Genomic DNA, 15045 nt, shown 5'->3' on the forward strand with positions numbered 1-15045 from the left:
TTTGATCACTGTCCTTTCCATCAACTAACCAGCTCCGAAAAATGTATGATGCTGTTGAGTTGATTGGTTGCTCGACAATACTTGCATTTTTCGCATCGTCTTGGCTTTTCTCCACCGTGTTTAACCTGAATAATACGTTCAATTCGTTTCTCAATGTCCTCAAGCTCAACTTCCATTCTGGCCTCGTCAATATTGATTACAGCTTTATCGGGCGGATCTTCCTTAGAGACTCCTACTATCAGAGGCTCAAGCCACTCATTTCGCCCTGTCATTCTTCTTTCAAGCTCTGCATATAGTGCCATTTGCGCGATATAGCCATAAGCCTCAACAAAAGAACAATATCCAATTTCGGGGTCCCAAACTTTCTCCCGTAAAGACCGTGCAGTTTTTAGATCGGAGAAACGGCCGCCAGCTGGGTTGTATACGTCCAGCTTTCCTTTCCACGGAACACCGAACAATTCAGCAGTTACGATGACTTCCTTGTCACCTTGAAGAACGAACATACAGAGATCGTCTTGTTGAATTGCCTCAATCATCAGATCAGCTAACTGATACTGCTTGTACAGCTGACCTTTTTGAGTAAATAGCGAAGGTGTATTCATCTTGAATTCATCAAAAGCCTGTTCACCTTCAAGCCAGGCATGAACGTATTGACCGAAGAGAAGGGCCTCCGATGTTGGGGGCGTCCATTCTCCGTTTATCTTTGCCATTGTTGCTGCCTCACATTGAAGAAAGCTTTTATATTGAGAGTTTGACATGTAGTATCTATCAATCTCGTTAGAATAATAGTTCTCCTTGTTTAGCGCCGGTATCCGCATTAGCAGGATCACCCGCCTTTTCTTTACTATCAGTAGGCTTGTCAGCTTGTTCTTTTTGCTTTTTGAATTCTTCCTCAGCCTTTGATTTAGTTGGGCCTGTCGTCTTGGTATTGAAGTAATCTTCTTTCTTCGCCATACCATCACGTAAAGATGTATAAATGCGGCCAATCTTTAAAAAGTCTTGTTCTGTAAAGGCATCAACGTTACTTCCGACGTATTCCTCAATCATTTCTTTAGTGATCCCAAATTCTTTCTTGAATGTTGATAATGCATTTCTGAGCCGATCTTCCAATGGTTCTTTATGTCCGTTTATTAACGTTTTCTGGCACATATCAACTGCAGCATCAACGATATCGCCAGGAATCACTCCAAGTATGCAGGAACGGAGTCGACGGGCTCCTTGATTGGCAACCATTTCGTAAATATCCCTTGCATCATTGAGCTTTGTCACTGTACCTTTTGCCTTTCTCTCATGCTTCACAGTGAATATTTTGGTTTGTCGTGTATTCGTTTCGAGGTCCCAAGCATACGCCATGACAGATGATTCTCCGGCTTTCTGCTCAAGCTCCATAATTCCGTAATCAATGTTGCCCCAATTCTGCGCCAATGCCTCAGCCAATCGGATTGACGGACCAGATACCTTTGTCCCACCGCGGGGATATTCATACACCGCATTCTCAGCTAACAATCTTCGTTCGCATGCTTTTTTGATTCGATCAAACGCCGCATATACGTCCCGCGGAAATTTCTTTGCAATTACCATAGCAGCCTGTACTTCTTGCGCCTGTCGGCTTACCATGGCTTCTGTAGTCACACTGGATGCCTGCTGAGGGGCCGGCATGTAATCTGAGTAATCTACCTGTGATAATCCATTCATTGTGCTTCTGCCACCTTTCTTTTGTATGCTTCTGTTCCAAGCCGCTGCCATTCCCGATAGTGATCCATTGAAGGGAAACTAAACTGTGCTTTACCATTTTTGGCGAATACAATTGAACCGCCGACCTGTCTTAAACGTTGCTGATCCTCCGCGCGCTCGCTGAATGCCACTTTTACTGCTTTAGCCATATATAAAACCTCCATTGATTTTCTTGAGGCTATCTGGTAGAATATAGTTATATGAGTTTTCAGATAGCCTTTAATTAAGTCCACTTGCCAGAGTGGGCTTTTTTATTGCTCATTTTTAAATTCAAAACCAAGATGCTCCTTTAGGTACCGCTCAAGGTTTTCCCTCAAGATGACCTCACCCTCAGTGCTATCTATCACGTAATCGTCGAAAGGCGTTACTTCATCCCCGAAAAAATCCTTTGGTGTTTCTGGCTCAGTCAGCTTGTCGTGCCAATTGTTTAGGATCATTGGATTTTCGATCATTCATATTCTCCTTTCTGTAATTTGCTGTACGTTCATCCCAAATCAAGTGCAGTTCGCTATGATTTCGGATTCTTTCACACCACGCTCGGACCTCCAACGCTGTCGCTGGTTTATGAACAAAGTGAACCATCATCCTAAGCTCCTGCGTACCACTGATAAATCAATCCCACGCTGTTTCAGCCTTATCGCTGCATCATATAAGCGTCCCTTATTTGAAATCCGTTTAAGATCCTCAATGTTTGCTTTGATACTGCCAAGGATATCTAAAGCTTCCTCGTAGTCGCCTTCTTCCAAAGAGTCCAGTAATAGTTCAGCCAAACTTTCAACTGAATCTGATTTCCGTTTTACGACTTCTTCATCTGACTTCAAAAATTGGTTGAGTTTCATACGAGCATTGCCTTCCTTTCCTCTTGTTTTGACATAGCAACCTGATCCATTAACGCTTTTCGCGTCCATTTGTCTGCAAGCTCCTGCATTTTCAGACCATGACTTCGAGATAAAGCATAAAAGAGAGTGTCTACAGCTGGACCAAGGTCAAGAATCTCTTTAAGATCCGCCATCGGTAGCGCCTCAATACGGCCGGGGCGTTCATTCGCCAACCAGAGCGCGATATTTTCAGCAGCCTCAAGGGATTCCTTTGTCTGTTTCATAAAATTGATCAGGGCTTTACTGGGGCTGACGTTCAACGCCGGATCGACTGGGGCTGTTGCCTTCGGATGAAGCCGGAACAAGTAATGTACAAGGTCAATGTGCTCATAAGCGCCGCATATCTCAAACCATTTGATGCAAAGTTCAGGCGTTAGTGTGGTCAGGCCATTTTCAACGTCTGATACATACCGTTGATCTTTGCCGCCAAGTAACTGCCCTAATTGAAATTGAGTAAATCCCATTGTCTTTCTAACCTCTCTCATAATTTTTGGTAAATTATCGAGTTTATACGGGTTGTTCGACATATGTTCGCCTCCTGTTTCACGGGGAATTATTTGGTAAAATTTAAGTAATGAAGGAACTAGCTGGCTTGCTGTTTTTTCAGCTTATTGATGATGAAGGCTTGTCCCTTCGGAGTGATGCGCATTGTCAGCCAGGATTTCGGCGTCCCGTTTACTTGGCGCACCCCCTGTGCGATCTCAAAGAAACCTCGCTCGATGTATTCCTGGTATGGCTCATTCTTGTTGGCCATGATCATCTTCCATTCGCGCAGCTTCTGAAACAGTCGCTTTTCACCAATCATGATGCCGTTTTTCGAAGCAAGCTTTGCCAGTTCTCTCACAAGCAATGATTTTTCGGCCGCCATGCAACTCTGTGCAAAGTTGACCAATGGTTCCTGAATCTTCAATGCTTGTTCAAGTTGCTGCCGTTCTTCCTGCTCGCTGATCCATCGCTTTGCCCGGCTGACTGGATCTTCGATCATGTAGGACGGTTGAGTCATTTTTTGAAGCTCGGCTTCCATCCGGTTAAATTCAGCAATGTATTTTTCTTTGAACACTGCTGCTTTTGCACCCGTATAACCAAAAACCAAAAATGCGAGTCCATCACGTTTGATCAGATATTTTTTCAATGATCGTCCTGTTGGATCTTCATATTCACTCAACGAAAAATTTCGTTCAGTAAAATCTTTAGAGCAATTCAGTGTTTCAATGCTTTTTATTACATCGGCGTGTCGTTTTCCGAATACCTCAGCCACTGTTAGGCTGTCTGTTACGGCTTGGTTGCCTTCAATAAAAACAATTTGATTCATGCTGTTACCTCCTTGCTTGTCCACCAAAAAAAGGTGAAGCAGATAATTAAGCGTGAAGCCTTAATTCTTTTTTAGAAGTGAAGTACGGCTCAAGAGCTTTACGGAAACACTCTTCTCTGTCCATCGTTCCGTAATATTCTTTGCCCATCTTGATGTTTGTTTTTTTCTTAGTTTGTTTCGCCATGTGATCACCTCACGTCAGTGTATTCGTGTTGGACGGTTGGACTAACCAAGAAATTAAGCAGATTCAAGATCCCCATTCTTCATTTCGTGGCATTCTTCTTCAAAAAAAAGAGTCCAATCAAAATCTAAAATGTTTGCGATCTTTTTTGCGACATGAGGTCTGACATTCCTTTCGCCAGTCTCAATGGCACCATAAGTTGATCTTGCAATGCCAACTTTGATGGCAAGTTGTTCTTGCGTTAAATTGGCATCTTCACGTTTTTTTCTGAGCCAGTATTTCAATTAGGATGCCTCCTTTCGTTCTACATATCGTGGCTTATGACTACATATTAAACCACGATATGTAGAATGTCAAACCTTTTTATTAAAAAACACGTAATATTTTCTTCATTTCGTGGCATGTCGTTTAATTCCACAAAATGTAGAGTTATAATGAATTTAGAATTTACCTTTAAAAGTTAGTAGGTGATATTATGGCGATTAAACATAGGCTAGTCGAATTGAGGAAAAAGCAAGGGCCTCATGTGAAGCAAGAAGATGTGGCTAAAGCTTTAGGTATAGCACGCTCCACTTACGGTGCTTATGAACAAGGGAAACGCGAACCGGACCACGCTACTCTAATAAAGATAGCTGATTATTATGGAGTGACTATAGATTACCTACTAAGAGATGAGCCAGAGAATATGAAAAATGAAATCTTCAACGAACAAGCAAGAAAGATTCTTGAAGATCCTGATACTCTGGTAGCTGCTGCTGATGGAAAGATAACAGCTTCAATTTTAGAGGCAGCTCAAAGAATTATTGCTGAGCAATTAAAATCAGGTAGACAACCCGGAGATATAAAAAACGGAAACAAAAAATAGTTACATAAGGATCTCTTTATCTTTATTTATTATTATTGTTTAGTTTAGTTTAATTAATGCTGAACACTTCGCCTCAAAATTTGAGGTAAACTATTCAGTTGAAACCATTTCAACCTCAATTTTTGAGGTGATCCGTGAGGTTATTTCTGCATTCAACCGCAAATTTTGAGGTAAAACATTCAGGGTTTTTCACTCAGATTTTAGAGAGAAAAAGTAAAAAAATCCTTTATTTAGACGATACAAAGAAAGAGATTGCACTTCATTATAAAAGGGGAAATTACAATTGAAAAAATGGTTATTAGGTATTGGAGCATTGACTCTTAGTTTTTCTTTAGCTGCATGTAGTTCTGACTCTTCAAGTAGTAATGAAAAATCTTCTTCAAGCAAGACAAGCTCACTTAGTGCTGAAGACCAGTTTAAAAAAGATGCAAAATCATATGCCTATGAAAAAGTAAATAGCGCAGGCATTAAGAAAGGGACAAAAATTGTCATTGAAGGCGATGTTACTTATGCCGATAACGTCAATGATGATGGGGATACAGTTTCTAAAAATGTTGAGTTTACTGTAAGTAAAAATAGCGATGGATCTGAAGTTTACACAGTAAGCAATAAAAGCGCTGATAAGTTCAAACTAAACGATACGGTTAAAATTTATGGTACATATGAAGGCAGAGCTGAAGGAAGTGCCCTTCCTAAAGTGAAAGCCGTTTACGTCGATAAAATTGATAAAGAAAAAGAGCAAGCTAAACAAGATGCTGCACTAAAAGAACAGTTTGAAAAAACTGGCGAAGGTGATATTGAAGGACTGGGCCACGTTAAAGATATCGGCGTTGGATATAACGACGAAGTCGGAATTGACGGTAAAGACACTCCTATAAAACCTGTTACGATGGGCAGCATGAAGCTTTATATTAACAGTGTCGACGTTCTCGAAATTCAACCAGATGATGATGCAAAATCACTTTATTTTAATGATCAAGATAAGGTTCGGGCTATTGTTGTCGATATGAAGGCCGAAAACACTTCTTCTAAGGACGTAACGTTTGACCCTAACCAAGCTGTTATTGTTACAAATACAGGAGAACAGCTTGAATCTGAAATGGGATTAATGGGTGAAGTAGGCGGAGACTTCTTAGGAAAAGTTAAAAAAGAAGGCCAGGCATGGTGGATACTTAAAGATAATTCAAAAGATATCACTAGTTTGAAAATGATTATTTCTCCTCCAAGTGATGCAAAAACCTATGATGATTTAGGAAGCGAGAAAAGACTAGATTTTGATATCTTGAGTTTTGAAGAAGCTAAGAAAAAAGATTCAAATTAAATTGAGCCCCTAAAGGGGGCTTTTCTTTTCGCTAAAAAAGGAACATATGTTTGTTCACCTTCGACAAAATAGGTGATAAGATACAATAAAGCTCATGATAAAAGTCACATCTTTGGTTATTTAAGGGAGGTTTCATCTTTGAGATACACTAACAGCCATTTAGAAGATTGGATTGAACAGCTTTACAGGGAGATCAATATTACAAAGCCACATGAGATTAATTTTGATAGGATTGCTCAGGCCTTGGACATCTTAATTGTTTACAATCCGGAAACGAGTTTTGCTCTGCGATTCAACGGCATGTATACAATTTCTTTAGATTCACGAAAGACACGACAGGAACAGTGGCTGGATTTTGCTCATGAGGTTTGCCATGATTTTAGACACATGAACGATGATAAGATCATGCCCGCTTCGTGGAAACGTTATTTAGAGTACCAGGCCAATTATTTTGCTTATCACTTTTGTATACCTACTTTCATGCTCCGAGCAATGGACATCCCCCGTAATCTATACGACGCAGTTCAAGTCATTGCCGATGCCTTCAAGGTTCCAGAGTCATTTGCGATGACCCGCATCAATATGTACTTCAATAAAAAACGACTCATCATATAAAAAAAGAGCCTCTAAAGGGCTCTTAGTTTGCGACCGGTATGCATCTCATTTGAAATATGGTTTCGAACGGTTTTCTCACTGATAAATAGCTCGCTTGCAATCTCCTTTGTTGTCTTATCTTGAACGAGCAATTCGAACACTTCTCTTTCTCTTTTCGTTAGCAGCGGCTTCGATTGAAATTCTTTCTCCTTCAAGTATTGTAACCCTCCTTGCTAAGGTGAGAGCGAATCAGAAACGAATGGGTTTTGATATAGTCGAGATATCATATGTAAGAAGGGCGCAGGAGGTGACGTTTACAAGATAATTAGTTTATCGTGTATGAAGAAGCGTTTCTTTCTCCTCATCCGTCCAGCTGACAGCCTTGCCGCTTTCCTTTGAGACTTGAACCATCACGACTGCCCCGGTGAAGCAGGGTTCGCCTTCGAGGTTCTCTCCGAGATAGTGCAAGGTAAGAGATGAACTGCCGACTGCGCTTATTTTCACATAGATGCGCAATTCTTCATAAGGCATGACTTGGCGCAAATAATCGCATTGCTGGCTTGCCACGACTGTCATGGTCTGTTTGTTTTCACTCATCATATTCAGCTTTTTAAAATAAGAAATCCGCGCCTCCTCAAAATATATAAAAGGGGTTACATTATTCATATGCCCAAACATGTCTGTCTCGGAAAATCTTACGGATACCTCATTAACAAAAGAAAAGGATGTTTTCCATTCTTGAAACGGCATATCAATATAAGCGGGAAGCTTCATCTTTTTTCATCTCCTTATTGTTTAAAAAAACCTCTCCCATGCGGAAGAGGTTTTTTCTTCTTATACTCTGTCGCTTCCGAAGAAATTGCGGAACGCTTGTAAGTTTGTATCTCTATTCAAGGCTGCAATCGAAGTGGTAAGCGGAATCCCCTTCGGACAGGATTGAACACAGTTTTGCGAGTTGCCGCAATCTGCAAGGCCGCCTTCATCCATTAATGCTTCTAATCGTTCAGATTTATTCATGGCGCCTGTCGGATGCGCGTTAAACAGGCGGACTTGCGACATCGGTGCAGGCCCCATGAACTTCGATTTGCTGTTCACATTCGGGCAAGCTTCGAGGCAGACGCCGCATGTCATGCATTTTGATAATTCATATGCCCATTGACGGCGTTTTTCCGGCATTCTCGGCCCCGGTCCTAAATCGTACGTACCGTCAATCGGTATCCACGCTTTTACTTTTTTCAATGAATCAAACATTCTGCTGCGATCAACCTGCAAATCACGAACAACTGGGAATGTTTTCATTGGTTTTAAACGGATCGGCTGTTCAAGCTGGTCGATAAGCGCCGTGCAAGACTGGCGGGGTTTTCCGTTTATGACCATTGAACATGCGCCGCATACTTCCTCAAGACAGTTCATATCCCATGTGACAGGGGTTGTCTTCTCACCTTTGACATTAACCGGATTCCGGCGGATTTCCATCAGAGCGGAAATGACGTTCAGATTCGGGCGGTATGGAATCTCAAATTCTTCATCGTAAGGCGTGCTGTCGGCTGTATCTTGACGTGTGATAATAAATCGTATGGTTTTTTGTTCACTCATGATTATTTCGCCACCTTCTTCTTCGAGTAATCCCGTTTCCGAGGCGTTATCAGTGATACATCGACATCCTGATACTCAAATTCCGGCGCTTCATACGGGCTTACATGTTTAGCCATTGTTGTTTTGAGCCATTCATCATCATTACGTTCAGGATAATCCGGTTTATAATGGGCGCCTCGGCTTTCATTACGGTTGTATGCGCCAAGGGTAATCACCCTAGCAAGCTGAAGCATGTTTGAGAACTGGCGTGTGAACATCGCTCCCTGGTTGCTCCATTTTGTCGTATCATTGATGTTGATCTTTTTGAAGCGCTCCATTAACTCCTGAATTTTGTCATCCGTTTTCAAAAGCTTGTCATTATGGCGGACAACCGTTACGTTCGCCGTCATCCACTCACCGAGCTCTTTGTGAAGAACATAGGCATTTTCGGTTCCGTCCATACTCATAATATCAGCCCATTTTTCTTCTTCTTTCTTAACGTGAGCGTCGAATAAAGATGAAGACATGTCTTCCGCTGAAGATTCTAAGCCGTTTACATATTTCACCGCATTCGGACCGGCCACCATACCTCCGTAAATCGCAGACAGCAGGGAGTTCGCTCCCAAGCGGTTGCCGCCGTGCATAGAATAATCACATTCCCCAGCCGCAAACAGTCCAGGGATGTTTGTCATTTGATCGTAATCTACCCATAAACCGCCCATAGAATAATGGACCGCCGGGAAGATTTTCATTGGGAGCTTACGCGGGTCGTCTCCCATGAATTTCTCATAAATCTCAATGATGCCGCCAAGCTTAATATCAAGCTCTTTCGGATCTTTATGAGACAGATCGAGATATACCATGTTTTCACCGTTAATGCCGAGCTTCTGGTTCACACACACATCAAATATTTCGCGTGTCGCAATATCACGCGGCACCAGGTTTCCGTATGCCGGATATTTTTCCTCCAGGAAATACCATGGTTTGCCGTCTTTATATGTCCACACGCGCCCGCCTTCACCACGCGCTGATTCACTCATCAGTCTTAATTTGTCATCGCCCGGTATGGCTGTCGGGTGGATTTGAATGAATTCTCCGTTTGCATAATACGCTCCCTGCTGATAAACGATTGATGCAGCAGATCCTGTATTAATCATGGAGTTCGTTGATTTTCCAAAGATGATTCCCGGTCCGCCCGTCGCCATAATGACAGCGTCTGAACGGAAGGATTCAATTTGCATGTTTGTCAGGTTTTGTGCAACAATTCCACGGCAGGTTCTGTCATCATCTAAAACAGCGCCAAGGAATTCCCAGCCTTCGTATTTTGTGACCAGACCCGCAACTTCGTATCTGCGCACTTGCTCGTCCAGTGCGTAAAGCAGCTGCTGTCCCGTCGTCGCACCAGCATAAGCAGTTCTGTGGTGCTGTGTACCCCCGAATCGGCGGAAATCAAGCAGGCCTTCAGGCGTCCGGTTAAACATGACGCCCATCCGGTCTAATAAGTGGATGATTGAAGGCGCCGCTTCACACATCGCCTTGACCGGCGGCTGGTTGGCAAGAAAGTCTCCCCCGTATACCGTGTCATCAAAATGTTCCCACGGAGAGTCACCTTCCCCTTTTGTATTGACCGCTCCGTTTATGCCGCCTTGCGCACAAACCGAATGAGAACGTTTGACAGGAACGATGGAAAACAACTTAACCGCCATTCCTGATTCCGCTGCTTTAATTGTCGCCATGAGGCCGGCAAGACCCCCGCCGACTACGATAATGCTTGATTGACTCATGATAGCCCCTCTCCCTCTAGTAATCTAGTACTCTTAAACAAATGCGAAAATCGCTTTTAAGCCTACGTATGACAGTGCAACAAAAATAATCAGCGTAACGTATGTCGAAATTCTTTGAGAACGAGGCGTTACCGTGATGCCCCATGTAACAGCGAAAGACCATAAACCGTTCGAGAAGTGGAAAATTGTTGATAAAACACCGACAATGTAAAAACCAAGCATAGCCGGAGAGCTCAAAATATTCGCCATCATGTCGAAATTGACCTCAGCGCCCATTTGTGCGGCAATGCGGGTTTCCCACACGTGCCAGCTGACGAAAATGAGGGTGATGATACCGGTTACACGCTGCAGGACGAATAGCCAGTTTCTCATGTAGCTGTATTGACCTGCGTTATTTTTCGCAGTAAACGCTATGTACACACCATAAACTGCATGATAAATTAATGGTAAGAAGATAATAAAAATTTCCAAGGCATACCTGAAAGGCAGACTATCCATAAAATGAGCAGCGCTATTGAATGCTTCAGCGCCCCTTGCGGCAAACTGGTTGACGACTAAATGCTGAATAAGAAAGATGCCGACCGGTATGACGCCAAGCAAGGAATGCAATCTTCGAAAATAAAACTCTCTGTTCCCAGACATTACTTTACCCCCTGTTTGATAAGTGCGAAATGTGCTAAATCTCTTCCCCCACTTCTTTCAATTGTAAGCACTTTATTAAGATTTATTGACAATTTCATTTTACTCCTCCCTCAAAAGGGCGTCAAGAAAACGCGTACATAAATTATAATTTTCCGAATTGGTTAGTTGATTGAAAAATTTTATTTTATCAATATATATTTCTTACTTAATTTTTCATAAGAATTACAGGATCATTCTGTAATCCTCCCCCCTGTTTGAGCTATAATATACGCAGGAGAGAGGGGAGACAGATATGAAGTCTAAATTTGAAGCATCTATTGACAACCTAAAAGAAATTGAAATGAACGCCTATGCCTACGAACTAATACGAGAGATCGTTCTCCCAGATATGCTTGGCCAAGATTACTCTTCCATGATGTATTGGGCAGGAAAACATCTCGCCCGTAAGTTTCCTCTTGAATCATGGGAGGAATTTCCGGCCTTCTTTGAAGAAGCGGGCTGGGGAACCCTCACCAACGTAAGCGCTAAAAAACAGGAGCTTGAATTTGAACTTGAAGGGCCGATCATTTCCAACCGGCTTAAACATCAGAAAGAACCTTGCTTTCAGCTGGAGGCTGGTTTTATCGCTGAACAAATTCAATTGATGAATGATCAGATTGCCGAATCATATGAACAAGTGAAAAAGAGAGCCGATAAAGTGGTTCTGACTGTGAAATGGGATATGAAAGACCCAGTGTAATCAAAAAGGCGGTGACTGCATAGTCCCGCCTTTTTGATTGTCATTACACAGCTGAAGGGTGTTTTGAAAGCTCAAATGCATCGTGAAGCGACTCGACTGCTTTCACCATGTCATTTTCGCTTACGACTGTTGACACTTTGATTTCAGATGTGCTGACCATTTTGATTAAAATGTTTTTTTGCGCCAGTACAGCAAACATTTCAGCCGCTACACCGGGATTTGAGACCATGCCGGATCCAACAATAGATACTTTAGCCAATTTGCTTTCTGTCTCGATTTTCTCAAATTCCAGCGCGTCTTTATACTCTTCAAGCACCGCAACGGTTTGGTCTGCATCTTCTGTTTTGACAGAGAAGGAAATTCCAGTCTTGTCCTCGGCCTGCGTTTGGATAATGATATCCACGTTTATGTTTCTTTTGGCAAGTGTTGTAAAAATAGTAGACAAAGTTGTCAGGCCGCTAGTCAGCCCGTAAATGGTTACTCTTGTGATTTGATCTTCAAATGCAATGCCTCTGACAATTAAATTCTGTTCCATGGATGATTCCTCCTCAATTAATGTTCCCGCTTCGGTTTCTGTACTTGAACGCACTTCTAACGGCACTTGGTAATTTTTCGCGAACTCAACTGCTCTCGGATGAAGAACACCGGCGCCTAAATTGGCAAGTTCAAGCATTTCATCGTATGAGATGCCCTCAAGTTTTCTCGCTGATTTCACATAGCGCGGATCGGTTGTAAACACGCCTGGCACGTCTGTGTATATGTCACATTTATCAGCTTTTAAAGCGGCAGCCAAAGCAACTGCTGTTGTATCTGAACCGCCCCGGCCCAATGTCGTAATTTCACAATCCTCTGTCATGCCTTGGAATCCTGCAACAATGACAATTTTTCCTTTTTCAAGCTGGTCTGCTAAAACCGAAGTGTCGATATCTGTAATTCTGGCGTTTCCGTGAATGGCCTCCGTACGGATTCCCGCCTGCCAGCCAGTATAAGACACAGCGTCATAGCCTTTTTCCTGCAATGCCATTGAAAGGAGTGAAATCGTGACCTGCTCGCCTGTCGCCAGCAGCATATCCATTTCGCGTTTGCTCGGCTGGTCAGAAATAGCTTTTGCAAGGCTGACCAATTCGTCAGTGGATTTTCCCATTGCTGAAACGACGACAACGACTTGATGGCCTTTCTGTTTTTCTGCAATTGCGCGGTTTGCCGCATTTTGAATTTTTTCGACTGAGCCGACGGAAGTGCCTCCGAATTTTTGTACAATAAGACCCATGTATTACCACCCTTTACATTTTGGTTCGTGCGGGTGAGGAGAAAGAGCGCTTTGTCCACAATAAAAAAAGCAATGAGAGGAATACTCTCATTGCTTATCAATTAATCATCATAAATGATTATGAACAACGAGATAGCCCTCCAAGAAAATGATTTCTTGACAGCCTTACATTTATTCAATGCACGGCCAGCAAATAATACCGATGGGGTTTTATTTGCTTCGGCGACGCTCCCCTTTCAGCCTTTTTCACAGAATCCATCTTTCTCCAAAGGCATACTCTTGAAGTTCGCACCTCTATCTTCACCATATAACACGATCTAACTATGAAATTAGTTCACATTTTATCAGATCTTATTTAAAAGGACAACATTATTTTTGCAATTTGTCGTAAAGGAGCTGAGCCGCCGCTGTGGGAACACCGGCTTTTTTGATGTCCTCAAGGCTTGCTTCCTTCATTTTTTTAACGGAACCGAAATGCTTTAACAGCATTTTCTTTCTTTTCTCTCCGATACCCGGGATGTCGTCCAAAACGGATTGAAACGCGCTTTTTCCGCGGATTTGCCTGTGAAAACTGATTGCAAAACGGTGCACCTCGTCCTGAATGCGCTGCAGGAGGTAAAATTCCTGGCTGTTTCGTTCCAGATACACCACCTCCAGCGGATCACCGATCAGTAAATTTGAGGTTCTGTGTTTTTCATCTTTCGCTAAACCGGCGATCGGGATATCCAAGCCGAGTTCATTTTCAATGACATCCCTTGCTGCGTTGATCTGCCCTTTTCCTCCGTCAATGATGATCAGATCGGGCAGCGGCAGATTCTCACGAAGCACTCTCGTATAGCGTCTTCTGACAACCTCTCTCATAGAACCGTAATCATCCGGCCCTGTAACAGTTTTGATTTTATATTTGCGGTATTCCTTTTTGTATGGTTTGCCATCGATAAACACAATCATCGCGGAAACCGGGTTTGTCCCCTGTATATTTGAGTTATCAAACGCTTCAATTCTGTGCGGCGTATAAATATTTAATGCCTCACCTAGTTTCTGCACTGCCCCGATTGAACGCTCCTCGTCCCGTTCGATTAAAGAGAATTTTTCTTTCAATGCGATTTTCGCATTTTTATGGGCAAGCATGAGCAGTTCTTTTTTCGGGCCTTTTTTCGGCTGGTGAACGTTTGTTTCCAGCAGCTGCTCGATCATAGATTGATCTACGCTGTCCGGAACTAAAATCTCCTTCGGAAGGAAGTGGTTGTTTTTTGAATAGAACTGCCCGATGAACGTGAGGAACTCTTCATCTGCTTCCTGATAAAGCGGGAACATGCTGACATCGCGTTCAATGAGCTTTCCTTGGCGGATGAAAAAGACCTGCACGCACATCCAGCCCTTATCGTACGCGTACGCGAACACATCACGGTCGACTAGATCGTTCATCGTCATTTTTTGTTTTTCCATCGTTGATTCAATATGGGCCATTTGGTCACGAAGCTCTTTTGCTCGTTCAAACTCAAGATTCTCAGCAGCTTCATGCATTTTCTCTTCAAGCTCTTTTTTGACCTCATTATAGCCGCCCCTTAAGAAACGTGTAATGCTTTCAACCAGCTCTCTGTTCGTCTCTTCGGAAATATCCTTTACACACGGAGCGAGGCATTGGCCCAGATGATAGTAAAGGCACACTCTGTCCGGGAGCTTGGAGCATTTTCTGAGAGGATACAGACGGTCGAGCAGTTTTTTTGTTTCCCTTGCTGCCTGTACATTCGGATACGGCCCGAAATAGCGCCCTTTGTCTTTTTTGACATTGCGTGTGACAATCAGCCTTGGGTGGCGTTCATGGGTGAGTTTTATGAAAGGATAGGTTTTGTCGTCTTTGAGCATGACGTTGTATTTCGGATCATGCTTTTTGATCAGATTCATTTCTAAAATAAGCGCTTCAAGATTGGAGGACGTCACGATATATTCAAAATCCTCGATTTCCGTCACAAGCCTTTGGGTTTTCGCGTCGTGAGAACCGGTGAAGTAGGAGCGCACTCTGTTTTTCAGCACTTTTGCTTTCCCTACGTAGATCACAGTCTGCTGCCGGTCCTTCATGAGATAACAACCCGGTTGATCAGGAAGGAGGGCGAGTTTTTCTTTCAGTTGTTTGTTCATATGTTACC

General features: G+C 42.8%; 20 protein-coding genes and 1 riboswitch. Of the genes, 4 read left to right on the plus strand and 16 right to left on the minus strand.

Features of this window, described 5'->3' with window-relative positions:
• Nucleotides 1-20 precede the first annotated feature (20 nt).
• From MHB62_RS14540 to MHB62_RS14580, 9 genes are all read right to left on the minus strand, one after another.
• Nucleotides 21-818, minus strand: a complete 798-nt coding sequence (locus MHB62_RS14540) for a PD-(D/E)XK nuclease-like domain-containing protein (RefSeq protein WP_284674913.1) — start codon at nt 816-818, stop codon at nt 21-23.
• A complete protein-coding gene (locus MHB62_RS14545; RefSeq protein WP_041850207.1) occupies nt 778-1695 on the minus strand; it encodes a hypothetical protein in 918 nt (305 codons plus the stop codon). The genes MHB62_RS14540 and MHB62_RS14545 overlap by 41 nt, the downstream gene beginning before the upstream one ends.
• A complete protein-coding gene (locus MHB62_RS14550) occupies nt 1692-1883 on the minus strand; it encodes a hypothetical protein (protein ID WP_041339356.1) in 192 nt (63 codons plus the stop codon). Before MHB62_RS14550 ends, MHB62_RS14545 begins: the two co-directional genes overlap by 4 nt.
• A gap of 102 nt (nt 1884-1985) precedes the next feature.
• Nucleotides 1986-2186, minus strand: a complete 201-nt coding sequence (locus MHB62_RS14555; RefSeq protein WP_095252453.1) for a YqaI family protein — start codon at nt 2184-2186, stop codon at nt 1986-1988.
• 129 nt (nt 2187-2315) lie between these two features.
• Entirely contained in the window at nt 2316-2573 is a 258-nt protein-coding gene (locus MHB62_RS14560) for a YqaH family protein (protein ID WP_095252454.1), read from the minus strand.
• Nucleotides 2570-3139 (minus strand): helix-turn-helix transcriptional regulator, encoded by a 570-nt coding sequence (locus MHB62_RS14565; protein ID WP_095252455.1) that lies wholly within the window; start codon nt 3137-3139, stop codon nt 2570-2572. The genes MHB62_RS14560 and MHB62_RS14565 overlap by 4 nt, the downstream gene beginning before the upstream one ends.
• Before the next feature lie 56 nt (nt 3140-3195).
• On the minus strand, nt 3196-3924 hold the full coding sequence (locus MHB62_RS14570) for a Rha family transcriptional regulator (protein ID WP_041339346.1): 729 nt from the start codon (nt 3922-3924) through the stop codon (nt 3196-3198).
• A gap of 46 nt (nt 3925-3970) precedes the next feature.
• Nucleotides 3971-4108, minus strand: a complete 138-nt coding sequence (locus MHB62_RS14575) for a hypothetical protein (protein WP_176465239.1) — start codon at nt 4106-4108, stop codon at nt 3971-3973.
• A 53-nt stretch (nt 4109-4161) separates the two neighbouring features.
• Entirely contained in the window at nt 4162-4389 is a 228-nt protein-coding gene (locus tag MHB62_RS14580; protein ID WP_064670936.1) for a helix-turn-helix transcriptional regulator, read from the minus strand.
• Nucleotides 4390-4580: 191 nt separating this feature from the next.
• Here MHB62_RS14580 and MHB62_RS14585 point away from each other — a divergent pair, with 191 nt between their 5' ends.
• The 3 genes from MHB62_RS14585 to MHB62_RS14595 all read left to right on the plus strand — a co-directional run bounded on the left by MHB62_RS14585 (nt 4581) and on the right by MHB62_RS14595 (nt 6906).
• Nucleotides 4581-4970, plus strand: coding sequence for a helix-turn-helix domain-containing protein (locus tag MHB62_RS14585; protein ID WP_064670935.1), 390 nt, complete (start codon nt 4581-4583; stop codon nt 4968-4970).
• Nucleotides 4971-5253: 283 nt separating this feature from the next.
• Nucleotides 5254-6291, plus strand: coding sequence for a hypothetical protein (locus MHB62_RS14590; protein WP_032722319.1), 1038 nt, complete (start codon nt 5254-5256; stop codon nt 6289-6291).
• A gap of 138 nt (nt 6292-6429) precedes the next feature.
• On the plus strand, nt 6430-6906 hold the full coding sequence (locus tag MHB62_RS14595) for an ImmA/IrrE family metallo-endopeptidase (protein ID WP_032722320.1): 477 nt from the start codon (nt 6430-6432) through the stop codon (nt 6904-6906).
• Between the two features lie 11 nt (nt 6907-6917).
• Here MHB62_RS14595 and MHB62_RS14600 read toward each other — a convergent pair whose 3' ends face one another.
• The 5 genes from MHB62_RS14600 to sdhC form a co-directional block, all read right to left on the minus strand.
• Entirely contained in the window at nt 6918-7100 is a 183-nt protein-coding gene (locus MHB62_RS14600; protein WP_268419228.1) for a LuxR C-terminal-related transcriptional regulator, read from the minus strand.
• 115 nt (nt 7101-7215) lie between these two features.
• A complete protein-coding gene (locus MHB62_RS14605) occupies nt 7216-7659 on the minus strand; it encodes a thioesterase family protein (protein ID WP_003229571.1) in 444 nt (147 codons plus the stop codon).
• Nucleotides 7660-7719: 60 nt separating this feature from the next.
• On the minus strand, nt 7720-8481 hold the full coding sequence (gene sdhB / locus MHB62_RS14610; protein ID WP_003229569.1) for a succinate dehydrogenase iron-sulfur subunit: 762 nt from the start codon (nt 8479-8481) through the stop codon (nt 7720-7722).
• A gap of 2 nt (nt 8482-8483) precedes the next feature.
• Complete coding sequence (sdhA, locus tag MHB62_RS14615) at nt 8484-10244, minus strand: succinate dehydrogenase flavoprotein subunit (RefSeq protein WP_003229567.1); 1761 nt, start codon at nt 10242-10244, stop codon at nt 8484-8486.
• A 33-nt stretch (nt 10245-10277) separates the two neighbouring features.
• On the minus strand, nt 10278-10886 hold the full coding sequence (sdhC, locus tag MHB62_RS14620) for a succinate dehydrogenase cytochrome B558 (RefSeq protein WP_003222512.1): 609 nt from the start codon (nt 10884-10886) through the stop codon (nt 10278-10280).
• 292 nt (nt 10887-11178) lie between these two features.
• On the opposite strand from sdhC, the gene MHB62_RS14625 reads away from it, so the two are divergent.
• A complete protein-coding gene (locus MHB62_RS14625; protein ID WP_003222508.1) occupies nt 11179-11625 on the plus strand; it encodes a YslB family protein in 447 nt (148 codons plus the stop codon).
• A 43-nt stretch (nt 11626-11668) separates the two neighbouring features.
• On the opposite strand, the gene MHB62_RS14630 is transcribed toward MHB62_RS14625, so the two are convergent.
• Together MHB62_RS14630 and uvrC are read right to left on the minus strand one after the other, a co-directional pair.
• Nucleotides 11669-12895: an aspartate kinase gene (locus tag MHB62_RS14630; RefSeq protein WP_003229564.1), complete on the minus strand. Its 1227-nt coding sequence runs from the start codon at nt 12893-12895 to the stop codon at nt 11669-11671.
• A 125-nt stretch (nt 12896-13020) separates the two neighbouring features.
• Nucleotides 13021-13200: riboswitch (Lysine riboswitch) on the minus strand.
• A gap of 64 nt (nt 13201-13264) precedes the next feature.
• Entirely contained in the window at nt 13265-15037 is a 1773-nt protein-coding gene (uvrC, locus tag MHB62_RS14635) for an excinuclease ABC subunit UvrC (RefSeq protein WP_003229562.1), read from the minus strand.
• Nucleotides 15038-15045 lie beyond the last annotated feature (8 nt).

The organism is Bacillus sp. FSL K6-0255 (genome assembly GCF_045040725.1).
Classification (GTDB): domain Bacteria; phylum Bacillota; class Bacilli; order Bacillales; family Bacillaceae; genus Bacillus; species Bacillus subtilis.